Raw genomic sequence first — 19,268 nt, forward strand, 5'->3', positions numbered from 1 at the left:
TATCGGTTTCAATAGTCTTGTAGAGGAAAATGGATGAAGTAAAGACACCCTAGAAAATAATGACAACGATTTTAATAGTTATGTTGAAAAACAGAACTTAATGAAACAGCGAACAACGACGATTCAACTCCATGATACTAAATTAAATGCTATTCAAACAACACGTTACTCTGACAACACGTTTTATGTATCGAATCACACATCAATGAACCACCGTATTATTTAAAAACAGAACCTACACTTAGTTATCATCATTCACAATCCTTAAATAACGTTATATATTCTTTAGTAACGCCCCTTACTAAAGAATATGACATTAATACTTCAAAATATAATGATTTTAGCATATTCACTCTTATACTAGCCTTAGAAGTATTAGCTTTAGACGCGTTATTCCTAAAAAACATTAACTGTATTTTTCTAAGTATCTGTTACTAATACTGTAACAACATTTCTTTCATGCATAGCAAAAGAGCTATTGTCCAGTTTTTCTAAGTCCTGGCAATAGCTCTATTTGTTTATAAAAACGTTCAAATTATGTCTTCTATTACACAATACGTTTACGAATAGCTCCTGAGATAAAGTCAACAATGGCTACCATAATCACTAAGCCGATTAAGATAATCCCTACTCGATCCCATGAACGTGTTTGAAGTGCAAAGATAAGTGGTGTACCAATACCGCCAGCACCGATTAAACCTAAAATAGATGCTGAACGTAAGTTTAATTCAAAACGATATAAAATAAGGGATAAGAATGAAGGTAAAATTTGAGGAATCACCGCAAAGACAAGTGTTTTAGTTTTATTCGCACCACTTGCTTTTAAAGCCTCTGCTGATGAGAAGTCTAAACTTTCAATATCCTCTATAAATAATTTACCTAACATCCCTACTGAATGAATACCTAATGCAAGTACCCCTGAAAATGAACCAGGACCTACTGCTTTTATAAAAATTAACGCCATAACAATTTCAGGGAATACACGAATGACACTAAGAATGAATTTAGTAATCCCTGTGACTGGTCGAACTTTTACTAAGTTACGTGCACCTAAAAATGCGAATGGTATGCAAATCACTGCTGCGATAAATGTACCAATAACAGCAATGGCAAACGTTTCAAGTAAACCACGAAGTAAGTCTTCTCCAGCTGGAATATAAACATAATCCCAATCGGGGTGGAATAATCCATTAAAAATAGATTTAAGAATTTCAATTGATTTAGATTTTAATTCTAAAGCAGGCATACCTGCAAAACCCCAAACAATGATAGCTAAAACAACAATGGCAATGAGCCAATGTTTAATCATTCTTTGTTTGTGTTCCTTTGATCTCACTGGATATTTCTTTTCTAACTGATGCTGTTCTTGTGTCATGCGAGTCTTTCCCTCACTTTCGAGCTGACATAGTCAATAATGACAACAATGACTAAAGTGAACAGAATAATCATCGCTGTTTTTGGATATTGGAATAATCCTAAAGTTGAGTCGTAGAATAAACCGATACCACCAGCACCTACTAATCCAAGAACTGCTGAGGCACGAATATTAATCTCAAATGCAAATAATACATATGATAAAAATGTAGACATTGTTTGTGGAACTACTCCAAACATAATCCATTTTGTTTTATTTGCACCTACGGCCGTCATCGCTTCCATTGGACCTGGATCAATTGTTTCAAGCGATTCATAGAACAATTTCGCAATAACACATATTGTTAAAATAAATAATGCCAATACCCCTGGAATTTGTCCGATACCAAAAACTGCAACAAAGACAGCAGCTAATAATAAATCAGGAATGGTACGTACAATATTTAAAATAAAACGTGATGGAATCGTAATCCACTTTGTTTTTACAATATTACTTGCACAGAGCAATGCAACTGGAATTGATACGATGGAGCCTAAGAATGTCCCTACAATAGCCATGCGAATTGTGTCTAACATAGGTTTGGTAATAGTATTTAAGTAACTCCAATCTGGTGGAACCATTTGCCCAAAGAAAGAACCGATTTGTGGAATCCCTACCATTAAGTCACTAAAGCTAAAGCCCGTATATAAAAAACTCCACACGACGAGCGCAATCACTAAAAATAGAGTTAAACTAGTTTTGAAAGAGAATTTCTTATTTAAATATTGATCATATTTACTTGTAGTAGGTGTTGCCATATTACTCCACCCCTAGCTTCTCATCGTCATTAAGTTTACGGCCATAAATTTCATTAAATACATCTTCATTCGCTTCACTTGCCGGACCATCATAAACCAGTTCTCCTGCACGTAAACCAATAATACGTGTGCCATATTCTAATGCTAAATCAACAAAGTGTAGGTTAATTAAAATGGTAATACCTAATTCTTCATTGATTTTTTTCAAGTCATCCATAACTTGTTTAGTAGTGAGGGGGTCTAAAGATGCAACAGGCTCATCTGCTAAAATAATCGCTGGCTCTTGCGCTAAGGCACGTGCAATTGAAATACGTTGCTGTTGACCTCCAGACAGTTCATCTGAACGTTGATCATATTTATCCAAAATATTCACACGTTCTAACGCATCCATTGCTTTAATTTTGTCTTCTTTTGGAAATAATCCTAATACCATTTTCCAAGTTGGATGATAACCGACACGACCACTTAATACATTTCTCAACACAGTAGATCGTTTGACTAAATTAAAATGTTGGAAAATCATTCCTATATTACGACGCATCATTAATAATTCTTTACCTTTAGCTTTAGTAATCGATTTACCTTCAATTGTAATATCTCCCGAAGTAATATCATGTAGACGATTGACAGATCTTAATAAAGTAGATTTCCCCGCACCTGATAAACCTACGATAACAGCAAAGTCACCTTTTTCAATGTTTAAATTGATATCTTTTAACCCCACATGACCGTTAGGATAAATCTTGCTCACATTTTTAAACTCTATCTGACTCATGTATGTTTACACCCTTCTTTTTAATACAGAGAAAGAGGTCGGGACAAGATTATAAGAAATGATGTATGCATTTCTTATATTACTGCCCTAGCCTCTTCTCTTTATCACTTATTTAATTCTGTCTTTGTGAAAATTATTTCATATCTTGAACTTCTTTTTCATATTTTCTTACGATATCGAAGTCTGAGTCTTTAGCATCTGTATAGCCTTCGTGAGAGTATACTTCACTAATAATTTTATGTCCTTCTTTTGTTTTAGCGATGTCTTTAAATGCTTTTTTAAGTTTATCTTGGAAGTCTTTGTTCATATCAGGACGAACTGAAATCGTATCGTTAGGAATTGGTTTGGTTAGTTTAAGAATTTTAGTATCTTTAAATACGTTTGGTTGATCTTTTTTAACAATGTTACGTGCATCTTGGAATACAGCTGCAGCGTCAACATCACCATTTAATAATGAAATAACGGCTTGGTCATGACCTTTCATGTTTACGATTTTCATATCTTTAGTAGCGTCAATACCAGCATCTTTTTTAATTGTTGCAATTGGGAATGTGTAACCTGCTGTTGAAGTTACATCTTGTAATGCGATTTTTTTACCTTTTAAATCTTTTAAGCTATTAATACCTGAATTCTTTTTAACTAAGATTTCTGATTTATAATCTTTTACAAGTTTTTTGTTACTAGAACCATCTTCATTCACACCATAACGTTGTGCTTGTAATAATAAATCAGCTGCTTTTTGATCATGTGCTAAAGTGTAAGCAGTTGGTGGTAAGAAACCAACATCTACTTTTTTAGATTTCATTGCTTCAACAATTGTATTGTAATTTGTTGATACAGACACTTTTACTGGAATACCTAATTTCTTAGATAATAATTTTTCAAGCGGTTTTGCTTTTGCTTCAAGTGTATCTGCATTTTGTGATGGTACGAATTGTACAGTTAATTCTTTAGGTGTGTAGCCATCTTTACTTGAACCTGATCCACCATCCGAATTACTACTTTTATTATTGTCTAACGAGCTATTATTTCCACATGCTGCTGCAAAAATAATAACTGATAGCGCTAATACTAAAAGGTACTTCAATTGCTTCATAACATATTGCCCCCGTTCGCTATGTATACATTCGTTTAATTTGTCAACGCATTTCATTTGACAATACTAAGAGTAGCACAATATTAACAAAAATAATATTCATTATGTGTGAATTTTTTATAGAATTGTTTTACACTGTTAAAGAATTGTAAAATTTATTTAAACATTTTCTAAATAATCTATTATCAACTTATTTTTTTATTATACTTTTTCTATAAATCATTTAAAAATATATTTGGGAGATAAAAATATGAAATGGATAAAAGTATTAAGTAGTACTATTTTAGCTTCAGCAATTACATTATCTGCAACGCCAATCAGTCATGCTGCACCAAATCAAACTACCACTCAAACTGTCGCTTTTGACGCTTCACACGGCCAAACGGCAGGAGCTGCTGATTGGGTCATTGATGGTGGCTTTTCCGATTATGCTGATTCAATGCGTCAACAAGGCTATACTGTGAAACAAATCGATGGAGAATCTAATATTACACCTAATACACTACGTGGCATCAATATTCTCGTTCTTCCAGAAGCCAATATTCCTTTTAAAAAGAGAGAGCAACAAGCTATGCTTAATTTTGTTGAAAAAGGTGGCAATATCATCTTTATCGCTGATCATTATAATGCCGACAGAAACTTAAATCGTTTCGATTCTTCAGAAGTGATGAATGGTTATCGTCGTGGTGCATATCAAGATATCACCAAAGATTTAACAAATGAGGAAAAACATTCTAAAGCTATGCGCAATGTTAAAAGTTCAGATTGGCTTTCTGAACACTTCGGCGTACGTTTCCGTTACAACGCTTTAGGTGATTTAAACACTCAAAATATTGTGTCATCTAGTGACAGCTTTGGTATTACTGAAGGTGTACATTCTGTATCAATGCATGCTGGTTCAACTCTTGTAATTACAGATCCTACAAAAGCAAAAGGTATCATTTTCTTACCAGAACACTTATCTCAAAAACAACGTTGGTCTCATGCAGTCGATCAAGGTATTTACAATGGCGGTGGTATAGCAGAGGGTCCTTATGTTGCTATCTCAAAAGTAGGTAAAGGAAAGGCAGCCTTCATTGGAGATTCATCATTAGTCGAAGATAGTACACCTAAATATGTACGTGAAGATAATGGAAGAACTAAGAAAACGTATGATGGATTTAAAGAACAAGATAATAGTAAATTACTTAAAAATATTACAACTTGGTTTGGAAAACAAGATAATACACCGAATTTAAAAGAAACAGGTATTAAGTTAGATCAACCTACGCCACTTCTTAATTTTGAACAACCACAATATTCAACTGAACCTGAAAAAGAACCATGGTCACAACCACCTTCTGGATATAAATGGTATGATCGTTCAACATTTAAACTAGGTAGTTATGGCAGTACATCATCACAACTAAATAGTAATCATAAAAATCATGGTAGCCATAATGGTAATAACAAAGCGAATAGTACAGAAGATAATACGACTGAAAATAATCATTCACAAGAGGATACAAATACATCACAGTCTTCTCAAGATACAACTACTTCTAATTCAATGATTTCTAGCAATAATATTCAATTCCATTTACCAGATAATGTATCAGTAAATCAACCATTTAATATTCAAGTTGAATTAACAAACATGGCTAAAAACACAACTATTGATCATTTAAAATTAGGTGTTTATCAAGATGGTGGTAGACAGCTTGCAAGTTTTTCTCAAGATGGGCAAAATTATGATACGGTAGGCTATAGTCAAGAACAAAGTGTAACCACTGACGACCAAGGTAACGCAACGTTAACTTTTACAGCTAAAACATCTGAATCTATTTCAGGTGCGAATATTCGTTTAAAACAAGGTAGTAAAACACTTGCTACAGGTTCAATTCAATAATTTATAATAGTAATACAACACATAAGAGATAATAAAGGTATGTGGCGTTCAATAAACTACTTCCCTTTTTTATCTCTTTATTTATGAAAGGAAATGACCTATGACACAACTCTCTTTTTATATCGTAAGTGATATACACGGCTATATTTTTCCCACTGACTTTTCAAAAAGAAACCAAAATCTTCCTATGGGATTATTAAAAGTAAATCAACTTATCGAACAAGAACGTCAACAAGATGACTATAGTTTTAAAATTGATAATGGTGATTTTTTACAAGGTTCTCCTTTATGCCATTACCTAGCAACTGAAGAACAATCAAGTCAACCTCTTACGGATATTTATAATTGTCTTAATTTTGACTTTGGTACATTAGGTAATCATGAATTTAATTATGGATTACCTTATTTACAAAATACTTTAAACCATCTTCATCATCCTATCTTGTGTGCAAATATTTTTGATTACAATAACGCACCTTTGACTGGTCAAGGCGTAAGTTATTTTAAACGTGGCGAGATAACTATTGGCGTCATTGGATTAACAACACAATTCATTCCAAATTGGGAACAACCTGCCAATATTAAAGGATTAACGTTCAACAGTGCAGTTGAAACATTAAAATGTATTTTACCAGACGTTCGTAAAAAATCAGATGTTGTCGTTGTGTCTTATCATGGCGGTTTTGAAAGAAGTCTTGATACTGATATACCTACTGAAGAATTAACTGGAGAAAATGAAGGATTTGACATACTAGAACGTTTCCATAAAGATATTGACGTGCTTATAACAGGACACCAACATCGTGATATTGCAATGATAAAAAATGACACCGCTATTATCCAACCAGGTACACGAGGTACAGAATTTGGTAAGGTGACATTAACTTTAGATCATGAACATCAAATTACAGATAAACAGAGCACTCTTGTATCTGTGCCCTCTCATCTTTCATTAACATTATCTAACAACGATCATTCACTTTTAAATGAACTTGAAGATTGGCTTGATACGGACATTACAACATTATCAGAACCAATGCTAGTAACTCATCAATTCGAAGCTCGAACGCACCCTCATTCACTTATTAATCTGATAAATTATATTCTGTTAGAAAAAAGTGGTGCAGATATAGCAAGCACTGCACTATTTGATTCAGCTAAAGGCTTTAATCAACAAGTCACAATGCGAGATATCATTAATAACTATCCTTTTCCTAACACATTCCAAGTTTTAGAACTTAATGGCAAAGGAATTAAAGCTGCTTTAGAAAAATCAGCAAGTTATTTTAGTGTAAGTGACAATAATGAAATCACAGTCAGTGACACATTTTTATCTCCAAAACCTCAACATTTTAATTATGATATGTATGGAGGAATCTCTTATACCATTCATGCTGGTGCACCTATAGGACAACGTGTTTCAGATATTAAAGTCGGCGATTCACCTTTAGAAGACACAAAAACGTATACCATATGTGTGAACAACTATCGTGCAGTTGGAGGCGGAGATTATAAAATGTTTGCAGAAGCGCCAGTCGTTAAAGATATTCAAGAAGAAGGCGCACAAGTACTAATTGATTATATGACGCACCACGATTTATCTCGTATTCCTCAAGTTGTCGATTTTAAGGTTGTTCTTTAACATTCACTTTACATTTTATGGTGTAAAATATAGTTGACTACTATTGAAAGGATTGAGAAACTTGAGTGAATTTTTAGCAGCAATCGTAGGTGGTGTTTTCGCACTTATTGGAACATTTTTAGGTATTAAATATCAATTTACAAAACAACAAGCGGAAAAAAAGGAAGATTATAAAAATGACATCATGAGTATGATTGACCTAACCGCCTATAAAGCCTCAAAAATATGTAAGGTTGACTTAGGTGAAAAAGGCGCAAAATATAATAAACAACAAACATTAGAATATTGTGAAGATATTACCCAATTATTTAACAAACTAGATCATCAAATCCAAGAGTTGTTAGGGACAATGAGCCATCACGAGGAAGAAGCCAATGCACCTATTCGTGCGTTATTAAATTGTTATGAAACACTTGAAAGTTATATCTCTAAATTTTCTATAGCTGCTCGTATTTATGGAGATTATTTTGAAAAAAGTGATTTCGACCGTACAATCATTGTGAAAACGAAAGATAAATTAGATAAAAACATTTTACATTTCATCAATGATTTACGTCAATTTTCTAAAAATCATTTTAATCACGAAATGTATGAACCAACATTAAAAGTTAAACCTGAATAGCAAATAAGCGTTCTAAATTGAAAAAGTCCAATTTAGAACGCTTTTTATTAGTGATTAAACGTTATATGTTTTTTTTCATAAAAATGATTAATTGTATTAATTATAATTCCTAAGATAATGATCCCGCCTGATACAAATGTAATCGTAAGATATGGGAATCCCATTGATAATAGTATTGATCCCACGATTGCACCTAAAAAGTTTGCAATATTAAAGACTGAAGCTGCAAGTGTACTTGCAAGTAACGGTGCCTCATGTGCACTTAAAATCACTTTACTATTTAATAGAGGCGTTGTACCGAAAGTGCCGAAACCAAATAAGAAACAAATAATAATTGCTAAAATCGCACTATGCACTGCTGTTACAAATAAAACAATCGTTATAAAAAGTAACACAAAGGTATAGAACAAGTACTGGGTAAGTTTATGTTCTGGTACATTACCTGTAAGCAAGTTACCAACCACACCGCCAAGGCCAAACATAAATAAACATACAGTTAAACCAACAATTCCAAATGGTGCATATTTATGAATCATTGGCTCCATAAACGTATAAGTTGTGAATACGCCTGAATAACCAAAGACAATAATTGCCATTACAATTAAAATATGAGGGTTTTTAAACACACTCATTTCTTTTTTAACATTCGCATCTGTACTTAGAGAGATATCTGGTACAAATTTAATCATACCTATCATTGAAATAACGGCTAAAAGAATCATCACGCCGAAGACAAAACGCCAGTTCGCGAATCCTCCTAAAAATGAACCGAATGGTACACCAATCATTACCGCAATAGTTAAGCCCGCTTGTACTAAAGCAATGGCTTGAGGCTGTTTACCTCGAGGCGCAACAGTTGCAGCTACGCTCATACATACGCCAAAGAAAGGCGCGTGCATAGAGGCTGACAATAATCGAGATAACAGTAATATTGGAAAATTCGGTGCTAACATCCCTATTATATTACTTATAATAAAAATGGCCACCAATACTGGGAGTAAACGTTGTGCGCGCACTTTTAGAGTAAATACACGCATTAATGGACCGATTAATGCAACACTAATTGCATACACACTAATTAATAACCCTGCACTCGAAATAGGCACTTTCATATCGCTTGCAATTTGAGTTAATAATCCTGTAACAACATATTCTGCCATTCCAACTGTAAATGTACCTAACATAAATATGAAGAACATCATTCTGTTATCTTTCATTATTGTTTCCTCCTTTTTCTCTCTAAAAATCATATGAAAGATATACTACACAAAATTATATTCTCTGTGAAGAGATTTTTTAAAATTTTTTATTTCTCAAAAATATAGTAATGACAAGTTTTCATATTTTTTCATTATGTTAAAATTAAGACAACTTCAAAAGGCTTAACTAACGTTTTATATAACCTAATTTCTATTAATATATATATTTATATTCAATGTATTGAATATTGTATTTTATAAAATATTTTTCCTCGGTTGACGATGAATTAACATTAATGCCACAACAACGCATAAACCTCCTAAAATTAAATGAAGCGTGAAGGGCTCTCTTAATTCTATAATTGAAAATAGTGTCGAAAATAGGGGTACTAAAAATAAGAAACTACTCGCCGTAGTTGCCCCTCGTTGGCTTAAGCTATAAAACCATAATCCAAATGAACTTACAGAAGCTGGAATAATAAGCCAAAAGAACCATATCCATCCCCAATGATTAAGCGAACTAAGTGTATAATGTTCTTTTAAAACGAGACTCATTATCAGCATAAACATACCACCGAATAATAGTTGCCATCCTGTTAAAACCCAGGGCCCTTTGTCAAACACTACCTTTTTTGTCACTATTGTATTGATTGACCAACATAATGAACCAGCTAGTGCAAAAAGCGTTCCCCATCCAAGTAATGTTTCATCTAATCCGAGACATAATCCTACTCCAAACACACCAAGTATAAGTGAAGTAATTTTAATTTTTGTTAACCTTTCATCTAAAATAAAATGGGCTAAAAAGGCCAGCCATAGCGGATTCGTAAATAATAGAATAGATGATATAGAAGAAGACACGCCAAATGCCATTGCAAAATTTAATAATCCCATCGTCCCTGCTGTTTGTAAAAGTCCAATAACGAACACTAATATAAATCCTTTATAACTATTCCCTTTACTTGTGGGTAGAATGGCCCTTTTCTCGTAAATGTAAGGATTAACATCATACTTCCCGCGATAACAAATCGCCATCCACCAAGAAGCATAGGTGGAACATGTTCATTTGAAATTAAATATTTGCCAGTTGGAAAAGATGATCCCATAAAAATAGTCGTAAAAAGAATAGACATATAAAATGTTATTGAAGTATTTAGATGTTTTTTCATTGCTGTCGTCTCCCTATTTTTAATTAAAGATAATTGAGATATATTTTGTCTTTAAATACAATTATATATTAACTAATTTATTTTTTAAATATAATATAAAAATATTATATAATGGATTTGATAGGAGGCTTATATATGAAATTATCTACCGGTTGGGAACAAGCCATATATGTCTTATTAATTTTAAATCAACTCCCTCATCAATCAGTAATGACATCTACCGCTTTAAGCAAGCGACTTAAAGTTTCTGATTCTTACTTGAAAAAAATAGTAAAAGCATTAGTAAAAGAAAATTTAGTATATTCAACAACTGGTAAAAATGGAGGATTTACACTTAGAAAAAAACTCAAAGATATTACTTTTTACGATGTCTTTTTAGCTATTGAAGGTCGTGGCAATATCTTCTCAAGTCAACATTTACTTACCAACTTTTTAGGAGAAAAAGAAGGACACAAAGCACAACAATGTAACATCAGTATAGCTTTAAATCATATTGAACATACATTGATTTCTACACTTTCTGAAATAAATTTAGAAGATATATATCAAGATATTATCAAGCTTTATAATCTTGAAGACATTGCACAATGGATAGTGTTAAATAGTAAGACGCTTTAGACATCCGAGCGTCTAACGTCAGACAACCGTTAGTCTCACCTATAATTTACTTTGAACACTTTTTGACAAATATATTTGTCAAAATGACTATAATAATATACACTAATTGTGAGGAGATGATGATGATTGCGAAATCGATTGAAAGAATTACGAGCGAGAGAAGGTTATAATCAAACGCAACTTGCTAAAAAAGCAGGCATCTCACGTCAAACTGTATCTCTCATTGAAAGAAATGACTTTACACCTTCTATTTTAACTGCTATGAAAATAGCTCGTATTTTTAATGAACCTGTTGAATCTATCTTTATAATTGAGGAGGAAGATTTATGAAAATAGGTCGTTTTATAATCACTTTGTTAATTGGCGGACTGATTGGAGGATGTATAGCTTTATTCATTGACTACAACCATAGCTTTCACTTCTTTGGAAATTATCATTATGCTACACATTCAAATGTCATTTTAATCTCATTAATCTGTGTGGCACTTATCCTAGTCTTAAGTATGTATTTAATTATGATTCAAAAAAAGGCCGTTCATTACAAACGTTTATCCGAAACACATATTGATGAAGATGAGGCGGATTCATATGATAAGAAAGCTAATTTAGCATATATGCAAAATTCATTTATTTATTATCTAGAATTAACAATTAGCTTTATTGCTCTTTTTATCATTGTCTTAGGAAATGGAAATTCTAGTGCTAGTAGTTGGGCATTACTCCCTTTTATGACAACGATTATTTCCTCGGTAATTACAGGATTGTTTTATCGTAAATTTGATTCTCGCTATCCCAAATTAGGGAAAAAAAATTATTCTGAGAAATTAATTAACATTTTAGACGAAGGAGAACGACATATTTACTTTAACTCTTTGTTCAAAACATTCTATATTAACCTATCTTTAATTATGATTGGCGCAATATTTTTAGGTTTTTATTCGTTAGAAACAGGACATTCTCAAACGTTAGGAATCTTTATTTTAATCATTTTGTTTATTTATAATGGATTTAGTCATTTATTAAAAACATATAAATTTTATCATTCATAGTTTTCATTTCTATAAAGAAAGGATCATTAGATGACACATTTACTTCAAGTACAACAACTTAATAAATCGTATAAGAATTCAAATTTCGAATTAAATGATATTTCATTCACTTTAAATCCAGGAGAGGTCATTGGCTTAATTGGTAAAAATGGGTCAGGTAAATCTACCCTTATTAACACATTAGTGGGTAATCGATTTAAAGATTCAGGAGAGATTTCTTTTTTCAATCAAATTATTTCTGAAAAAGATAAAGATTATAAGGAGCACGTGGGTGTCGTTTTTGATGATTTACGCGTACCGAATAAATTGACAATAACAGAGATTGATAAAGTATTTTTAAATATTTTTAAACATTGGAATAGTGATCAATTTTTCAATCTTATTCAATCATTTGAATTACCTAAAAATAATCAAATTTCTACTTTTTCTAGAGGGATGCGCATGAAAGCAGCATTAGCCATCGCACTTTCTCATGAGACAAAATTATTAATCTTAGATGAAGCAACAGCTGGTATGGATGTTTCAGGACGAGAAGAAGTGTTAGAAATTCTCGAAGATTATGTATCAAAAGGGCATGGTATTTTACTTTCATCTCATATTTCAGAGGATATGGAACAACTTGCTACAAAACTTATTTTTATGCGCGATGGTCATATTCTTTTACAAGAAGACAAACATATATTACTAACTGATTATGGCATTATCGAAACAGATGAAACTTCCCCTTTAGACTTACCTCAAGAGGTAATCATTGCTTCACGAATACGTCATGGTCAACGTCAAACGTTAGTCAAGCAACGTCAACACTTTGAACAAGCACGCCCGCTTCAAAGTATTGATGATGCTACAAAATTAATTATGCGAGGTGATAAATAATGAAAGGGCTTATACTTAGTAGTTTTTATGCTTCTAAAAAACCTCTCATAACCTATTTAATTATTGGTCTCATATTAAGTATTGTGTTTGCGTTTTTTAGTCCAATGATGTGTTGTTTCATGCTAATGGTCATGTTATTATCTCCCGTAGCAGATAACTTAAAACGTGAAAAAGATTCTAAATGGATGTACTATGTATCTACCCTCCCTACACATAGAAATACTTATGTAAAAGCATACTTTGCTTTTTATGGTTTACTCATTTTACTTGGTTTAATGATTGGCGCCATCATTTGTCTTATCGTGACTCAAGATATTATGGTTACATTATTTTCAGCATTCATAGGTATTGGGATGGCTTGTACGTATGCATTAATGTTTCCACTCACATTTAAATTTGGTCCTGAGAATTCAAATGTCATTATGCTTACTACAGCAGTTGTTGCTGTTGCATTATTTTTATCCATGTGGTTCTTTGCTATTATGCCAATACTTGTACAAGCCGGTTCAATGAGTAAAATTGCTTCAAATCCACTCGTTCTAGTAGCAACTGGTAGTTATGCATTGCTTGGCTTTATTATTTTTGTCATTTCTTATTTTTCATCACTATCTATTTTTAAGAAACAAGAACTATAATAACAAACGTGTGTTCATTGAAGAACACACGTTTGTTCTATTTTATATTTTGGTACATAACGATTAAGGAGGAAAAATTATGGATATTAAAGCAATTGAAGATTATTTAAATATTGAGTCTCAACGTTATCCTCACCCTACTTTAGATGCACTTAACTATTACATGGAACGTTTTATGCTAACCGTTCCTTTTGAAAATATTAGTGTTCAAAATAAAGAAAAGATTTCAGTCGATTTAGATCATTTATTTAATAAATTTATATATCAACATCGTGGTGGGTTTTGCTATGAAATGAACCACTTTTTCGGTAGCTACTTAGAAGCTAAAGGTTTTAAAGTGTTTCGAATGTCAGCAACCGTTCATCAGCCTAATGGCAACTACAGTCCTAAAGGATCTCATTTATCACTAGTTGTTCTTATTAACAACGTTTACTATATTGCTGATGTGGGATTTGGCGATTTACCGTTACAAGCACTCCCAATAACTTCAATTGAAGCAACACAAACTGTGTTTGAAAAGACAGGTCAATTTCGTGCCATTTTTGAAACCCCTGCGACGTATCTTCTTCAAAAACTGGAAGAAACAATGTGGGTAACACGTTATAAAGCAGAGTTTATTTCTCATGATATTCATGATTTTGATGAAATGATTAACTACAATACCTCACATCCTGAATCTATATTTGTAAAGCAACTCATGATTACAAAGCCACAACATTTCGGTCGAGCTACAATGTCTTATAATCACCTTACTCTTACTAAAAGATATAAAAAAGAGCAGTTCGCTATCACACGTGAAAATTATAAAGATTTTTTTAAGACCTATTTTAATCTTGACGTTGCTATTCTTCCTTTAGAAAAGTGAATAAATTTACTACTGTCGCGTAATAACAATAATGAGTTAAAAACTATGTCCGATATCGAAATTATTGGACAACACAAAATAACTTAAAAAATATTTCAACTGAACTTCTTAAACATGCGATGACTGTAGTTACCGGCGTTGCTGGTTCAGGAAAAAGCTCACTTATTACCACAGCTTTTGAACAAAATGAAGATGCTATATGTATTAATCAAAAAACGGAGATTCTATTGCAGATATTTTAGATTTAACTGTAGATGAAGCAATCGAAAAATTTGAAAGTCATACAAATATTCTGCACCCACTTCAAGCACTCTCAAATACTGGTTTAAATTATATGACTTTAGGTCAATCTCTAGACACACTTTCTGGTGGGGAAACACAACGTGTTAAATTAAGTCGTTATCTTACAGAAGACGTTACTGAAAAAACAATTATTTTTGATGAACCTACAACAGGACTTCATGAAGACGATTTACCTATTCTCATTGAATGCTTTAATCATTTGATTGATGAAGGGAATACTGTCATTTTAATCGAGCATAATTTAACAATGATGACAGAAGCAGATGGGTTATTGACATTGGACCATTTGCTGGTAAACATGGAGGACAATTATTGTATGCTGGAGAACCTAAAGGACTCCTAGATATTAACAACTCTGTTACAGCAAAACATTTAAGACGATATATTGAATAATAATGATTTAACCCCCGCATGCTCTCAAACACGCGGGGGTTAACATTTACCTACACACTATTATAATAATTTATGTTGCGTCAAGAGTTCTTCTACAAACGTACCTTTTATTTTTTTCAAGAACGTGTGTAATGCAACTTGTTGTATTTTATTTTGCTCGGCTAATGTTTTCAAGTCTTTACGATCATTAAGTTCATACATCGCATCTAATAAGACACGAATATCAAATTCTGTCGCCATGACTTCTGGAACACCTCTATCTATGTCCAGTAATTGATAAACTGCTTCCATCGCTGTTCTTACAGAATATTCTGTAGTAAACACTGTATCTCTTTCTGTCTCTGCGAAGTTACCAATGAAGGCTAAGTTACGAGAGTGCTGAGGGACAACAAGTGGTCGATCGCCAATCGCTCTTGGCATGAAATATGAACAAATATAAGGCATATATACAGGAATCGTATTACAATGTTGTGTTGCGAGGCATTCTATTTGATCAATAGGTAATCCCATATGATATAACCATTCTTGACATATTTCATGACCACTACATTCAACAATCGGTTTATGGATATAATCGCCCTTCTCATCTGAATATAAAGCGTATACCCATACACTCACTTCATCTTTAGGTTGTTGTTTGAATTGTTGTTGACGATTCACAGTAAAACTCATTTGCCATTTAGAATCGTTCACTGTGATAATCCCACCTGTAACTGTTTTTCCAGCTAATGGATCCCGTTTACATAAACGTTCGATAGCTTCAATGACCGTCTTGTTATTTGTCGTTACCGTTGCTGAGACGAACCAACTTTTATCTGGCAAATCTTTATAGAATTTTTCGGGATTGCCAAACTCAGGGCTTTGTTTAGCTAAGTTCCGCCATAAATTCCAACTTCCGCCAATGTCTTTTGTAGGAGGCGCGGGTGTGTGATTATCGCCATAAGTTGAACTTTCTGTGATACTACCATTCGTAATAAATACAAGATCATCGGGTGTGAGTTGAATTGTTTCTTTATTACCATTTCGTTTTAGTTCAATTGTTTTAGCAACTTTGTCTTTGGTAGTCACATCTACTTTAACATCAAGCACTTGAACATTGTATTCAAATTGCACACCATGAGACGTTAAGTATGCAATCATAGGGCGTACGAGTGATTCATATTGATTGTATTTAGTAAATTTCAAGGCACTAAAATCAGCTAAACCTCCAATGTGATGCACAAATCTCATTAAATAACGACGCATTTCCATTGCAGAATGCCAAGGTTCAAAAGCGAACATCGTCTTCCAATAAATCCAAAAGTTTGAATTCATGAAATCCTCTGACAAGACATCTGAAATTTTCACATCATTTAAATCTTCTTCTTTCATCATACATAAATGGAGTATGTCTTTCATGGCTTGTTTAGTTAAAGTAAAGTCTCCATCTGTAGGTAATCGTTGACCCCTTTCTTCAATAACACGACATCTTGAGTAGTTTGGATCTTCTTTATTTAACCAATAAAACTCATCTAAAACTGAAGCATCTTCAATTTCAAGTGATGGGATGGAGCGGAACAAATCCCATAAACACTCAAAATGATTTTCCATTTCTCTACCACCACGCATAACGTAGCCTTTCATTGGAAGTTCAGTACCATCCAAACTTCCACCAGATTTAGATAATTCTTCTAAAATGTGAATGTTTGACCCATCCATTTGCCCATCTCTAATTAAAAAACATGCAGCAGCTAAAGATGCTAATCCAGAGCCAATAAGATAAGCAGATTTTTGTGCAACATATTCAGGTTTTTTCGGACATGCAAATGCTTCATAATTTCCATTACTATAGTACATATGATTCACTTCCCATTTTATTTATATTTTTAAGTAATCTATGAAAAGTAGTAAACTATAAGTAAATGCTTTAGAAATTAATCTACCCTTCTCTTATATTATAATCATTTTATAAAATATTATTGTGAGTCAGTTAAGCAAAAATGTAACTTAAGTGACATTTTTGATAAAATGTCCTAAATAAGAGGTGAACAGCATGAATAATCAAGATTTACGTGTACAACGAACAAAAAAAGCACTCATTACTACGTTCTCAGATTTGCTTGAAACGAAATCTTTTGACAATATCACCATTCAAGATTTATGCGAAAAAGCAAATGTACGTCGTTCTACATTTTACCGTCATTTCAATGATAAGTATGATTTACTTAATCATATTGTTGGTACATTAATTGAATATTTTCGAACGTTACATTTGCCTGAAATTGATCCAAAAGATCCGAGACAATTTTTCAATAAATTTATGAAAGATATTTTACTTTTCATTAGTGATAACAAAGCAATGGTAAAAAGTGTCATTTCTATCAATATTTATAGTGAAGTTTATCAAATTTTATATAATCAAATTTATGCAGTGGTTAAACGACAAATTGAATTTGATAAACAAATTGGACAATTTTATATAGATGAGTTCATTTATGGAGAATTTCTAACTGGAGGCATTTTAAGCGTTATTCTAAACTGGATTCAGTATGGCCAACAATCCATTGATGAAGTGTCTTCAGATATCGTTACCATGATTTGTGGAGCGAGAGAAGTTCATTTAAAGTTATTAAAATAAAACAAGAGCGGGAAACAAATATCGTACTGACTTATTAAATTGTTTGATATTAATCTCACATTTAATAGTACGTTAAAGTGTATCCCGCTTTTATTTAGAACCATTTCCATACTTTTTTAGCATTTACTCGCGGATACGTCGTTTCTGGTAAGAAATCACGTTTATAGTGCACATAGGCTTTTCCATCTTTATTGATTCGTATATCCCATTTTTTATTATCTTTAGGAACGGTATCATATAAATTTTTATCTACTTTATATGTCTTACCGTCAATCTTATGTTCTCCTTTAGATAACACTTTTTTGTATTCATATTCTTTACGATAATGTTTAAAAATCGCATTCCCTATTCGATTACGATTGTATTTGGCATTATTATCCATATACGGTGCCACATTCATAACCACTTCATTGAGTCGAAGGTAATTCTGTTGATTAGTTAAAGCAATATTATATCCTTTATCACTCGTACCCGTTTTCAATCCATCTGTACCTTTTAAGTAAAGTGGCTTATGTTTAATTGATAAATTAGTATTGTTAAAAGTATAACCTTTTTGAGTATCTTGACTAAGTTGCGTTATGTTTAAAATTTTTGGATGTTTGGCGATTAAGTGATGAGATAATATCGCAATATCTTCTGCCGTACTTTTAGGATAAATATCCTGTTTATATTTCTTTGGTGCTTGTTGTCCAAGTAAATCATTAGCAGCACCTGCTGGGTTCACAAAATATGTATGCTTCATATGAAAAGCCTTAGCTTGCGCATTCATTTTGTCTGTGAACGTTGACGTATTGCCACTCACTTGTTCTCCTAAAATCATCGCAGCTGAATTGCTTGAAGGTAAGGCTGCCTGTACTAATAAATCTTTAATAGTATATATTTGACCTTGATTTAAAGGGACAGACGTTAAATTTGGCTTTTTAGATAATTGATCATATGCGCTCGTGATTTTAACTTTATCGTCTAACTTAAGTTTTCCTTGATGAACTGCTTCTAATGTTAAATAGATGGTCATCATTTTAGACAAAGAAGCAGGATCCGCTTCTTTATTTCCTTGGAAATTATATAATATTTGGCCTTGTTGTGTCGTAAGCGTTACACCATCAGGTTCATAATTTGAACTTACTGCGACATTACTTTCTTTATTTGTAATATCAACAGGTGTTTCTGCTGCATGAGAGATTGAAGTTCCTAATAATGTAAATAAACTAAGTATTCCAATACTTTGTGTTACTTTCAAAAACATTATATTACCTACTTTTTATTTTTATAATATTGTATAATATATTTTATAACAACTTTATAGGCGAATTACAACTAAGTATCTAATATATATCCTTTAATTATAA

The 19,268-nt window shown here is 32.5% G+C and carries 19 protein-coding genes and 1 pseudogene; 11 read left to right on the forward strand and 9 right to left on the reverse strand.

All coding sequences use genetic code 11. From position 1 onward, the window contains the following. Positions 1–547: 547 nt before the first annotated feature. The 4 genes from phnE (HMPREF3131_RS10540) to HMPREF3131_RS10555 form a co-directional block, all read right to left on the reverse strand. The gene (gene phnE / locus HMPREF3131_RS10540) at positions 548–1,375 is read right to left on the reverse strand and encodes a phosphonate ABC transporter, permease protein PhnE (protein WP_070436787.1); all 828 of its coding nucleotides are present in this window, start codon (positions 1,373–1,375) and stop codon (positions 548–550) included. Further along, complete coding sequence (gene phnE, locus HMPREF3131_RS10545) at positions 1,372–2,172, reverse strand: phosphonate ABC transporter, permease protein PhnE (protein ID WP_048680895.1); 801 nt, start codon at positions 2,170–2,172, stop codon at positions 1,372–1,374. The genes phnE (HMPREF3131_RS10540) and phnE (HMPREF3131_RS10545) overlap by 4 nt, the downstream gene beginning before the upstream one ends. Position 2,173: 1 nt before the next feature. Beyond that, positions 2,174–2,947 carry a phosphonate ABC transporter ATP-binding protein gene (gene phnC, locus HMPREF3131_RS10550; protein WP_002454720.1) on the reverse strand — a complete coding sequence of 258 codons (774 nt, stop codon included), beginning with the start codon at positions 2,945–2,947 and terminating at the stop codon, positions 2,174–2,176. Between the two features lie 133 nt (positions 2,948–3,080). Further along, entirely contained in the window at positions 3,081–4,043 is a 963-nt protein-coding gene (locus tag HMPREF3131_RS10555) for a phosphate/phosphite/phosphonate ABC transporter substrate-binding protein (RefSeq protein WP_070436789.1), read from the reverse strand. Positions 4,044–4,293: 250 nt separating this feature from the next. Between HMPREF3131_RS10555 and HMPREF3131_RS10560 the strand changes: the two genes are divergently transcribed. The 3 genes from HMPREF3131_RS10560 (at position 4,294) to HMPREF3131_RS10570 (ending at position 8,195) form a co-directional block, all read left to right on the forward strand. Further along, positions 4,294–5,931 carry a motility-associated ABC transporter substrate-binding family protein gene (locus tag HMPREF3131_RS10560; protein ID WP_019834755.1) on the forward strand — a complete coding sequence of 546 codons (1,638 nt, stop codon included), beginning with the start codon at positions 4,294–4,296 and terminating at the stop codon, positions 5,929–5,931. Between the two features lie 100 nt (positions 5,932–6,031). After that, positions 6,032–7,573 (forward strand): bifunctional metallophosphatase/5'-nucleotidase, encoded by a 1,542-nt coding sequence (locus HMPREF3131_RS10565; RefSeq protein WP_070436791.1) that lies wholly within the window; start codon positions 6,032–6,034, stop codon positions 7,571–7,573. Between the two features lie 61 nt (positions 7,574–7,634). Next, the gene (locus HMPREF3131_RS10570; protein WP_070436792.1) at positions 7,635–8,195 is read left to right on the forward strand and encodes a hypothetical protein; all 561 of its coding nucleotides are present in this window, start codon (positions 7,635–7,637) and stop codon (positions 8,193–8,195) included. A 47-nt stretch (positions 8,196–8,242) separates the two neighbouring features. Here the strand turns inward: HMPREF3131_RS10570 and HMPREF3131_RS10575 are convergent, their stop codons facing one another. The 3 genes from HMPREF3131_RS10575 to HMPREF3131_RS11600 all read right to left on the reverse strand — a co-directional run bounded on the left by HMPREF3131_RS10575 (position 8,243) and on the right by HMPREF3131_RS11600 (position 10,563). Continuing rightward, on the reverse strand, positions 8,243–9,412 hold the full coding sequence (locus tag HMPREF3131_RS10575; protein ID WP_070436794.1) for an MFS transporter: 1,170 nt from the start codon (positions 9,410–9,412) through the stop codon (positions 8,243–8,245). A 237-nt stretch (positions 9,413–9,649) separates the two neighbouring features. After that, positions 9,650–10,324 carry a DMT family transporter gene (locus HMPREF3131_RS10580; protein ID WP_256262203.1) on the reverse strand — a complete coding sequence of 225 codons (675 nt, stop codon included), beginning with the start codon at positions 10,322–10,324 and terminating at the stop codon, positions 9,650–9,652. Next, a complete protein-coding gene (locus HMPREF3131_RS11600; RefSeq protein ID WP_256262204.1) occupies positions 10,324–10,563 on the reverse strand; it encodes an EamA family transporter in 240 nt (79 codons plus the stop codon). The genes HMPREF3131_RS10580 and HMPREF3131_RS11600 overlap by 1 nt, the downstream gene beginning before the upstream one ends. A 135-nt stretch (positions 10,564–10,698) precedes the next feature. On the opposite strand from HMPREF3131_RS11600, the gene HMPREF3131_RS10585 reads away from it, so the two are divergent. The 7 genes and pseudogenes from HMPREF3131_RS10585 to HMPREF3131_RS11390 all read left to right on the forward strand — a co-directional run. Further along, positions 10,699–11,181, forward strand: a complete 483-nt coding sequence (locus HMPREF3131_RS10585; protein ID WP_070436796.1) for an RrF2 family transcriptional regulator — start codon at positions 10,699–10,701, stop codon at positions 11,179–11,181. Positions 11,182–11,307: 126 nt separating this feature from the next. Beyond that, positions 11,308–11,511 carry a helix-turn-helix transcriptional regulator gene (locus HMPREF3131_RS10590; protein ID WP_070436798.1) on the forward strand — a complete coding sequence of 68 codons (204 nt, stop codon included), beginning with the start codon at positions 11,308–11,310 and terminating at the stop codon, positions 11,509–11,511. Continuing rightward, complete coding sequence (locus HMPREF3131_RS10595) at positions 11,508–12,230, forward strand: DUF3169 family protein (RefSeq protein WP_070436800.1); 723 nt, start codon at positions 11,508–11,510, stop codon at positions 12,228–12,230. Before HMPREF3131_RS10590 ends, HMPREF3131_RS10595 begins: the two co-directional genes overlap by 4 nt. Positions 12,231–12,260: 30 nt before the next feature. After that, positions 12,261–13,106: an ABC transporter ATP-binding protein gene (locus tag HMPREF3131_RS10600; RefSeq protein WP_002449350.1), complete on the forward strand. Its 846-nt coding sequence runs from the start codon at positions 12,261–12,263 to the stop codon at positions 13,104–13,106. Further along, positions 13,106–13,741 (forward strand): ABC-2 transporter permease, encoded by a 636-nt coding sequence (locus HMPREF3131_RS10605; protein WP_048678948.1) that lies wholly within the window; start codon positions 13,106–13,108, stop codon positions 13,739–13,741. Before HMPREF3131_RS10600 ends, HMPREF3131_RS10605 begins: the two co-directional genes overlap by 1 nt. Positions 13,742–13,820: 79 nt before the next feature. After that, positions 13,821–14,606 carry an arylamine N-acetyltransferase gene (locus HMPREF3131_RS10610; protein ID WP_061544110.1) on the forward strand — a complete coding sequence of 262 codons (786 nt, stop codon included), beginning with the start codon at positions 13,821–13,823 and terminating at the stop codon, positions 14,604–14,606. 71 nt (positions 14,607–14,677) lie between these two features. Next, positions 14,678–15,302, forward strand: a pseudogene (locus HMPREF3131_RS11390) (ATP-binding cassette domain-containing protein); the annotation flags it as partial. Between the two features lie 60 nt (positions 15,303–15,362). On the opposite strand, the gene HMPREF3131_RS10620 reads toward HMPREF3131_RS11390, so the two are convergent. Next, positions 15,363–17,138, reverse strand: a complete 1,776-nt coding sequence (locus HMPREF3131_RS10620) for an oleate hydratase (RefSeq protein WP_049379395.1) — start codon at positions 17,136–17,138, stop codon at positions 15,363–15,365. Positions 17,139–17,334: 196 nt separating this feature from the next. Here HMPREF3131_RS10620 and HMPREF3131_RS10625 point away from each other — a divergent pair, with 196 nt between their 5' ends. Then, on the forward strand, positions 17,335–17,919 hold the full coding sequence (locus HMPREF3131_RS10625) for a TetR/AcrR family transcriptional regulator (protein ID WP_048761900.1): 585 nt from the start codon (positions 17,335–17,337) through the stop codon (positions 17,917–17,919). A 94-nt stretch (positions 17,920–18,013) separates the two neighbouring features. Here the strand turns inward: HMPREF3131_RS10625 and pbp4 are convergent, their stop codons facing one another. Further along, positions 18,014–19,165: a penicillin-binding protein PBP4 gene (gene pbp4 / locus HMPREF3131_RS10630; RefSeq protein ID WP_049379394.1), complete on the reverse strand. Its 1,152-nt coding sequence runs from the start codon at positions 19,163–19,165 to the stop codon at positions 18,014–18,016. Positions 19,166–19,268 lie beyond the last annotated feature (103 nt).

Origin of the sequence: Staphylococcus sp. HMSC14C01, from assembly GCF_001808085.1 — a bacterium.
Taxonomy (GTDB): Bacteria; Bacillota; Bacilli; order Staphylococcales; family Staphylococcaceae; genus Staphylococcus; species Staphylococcus hominis.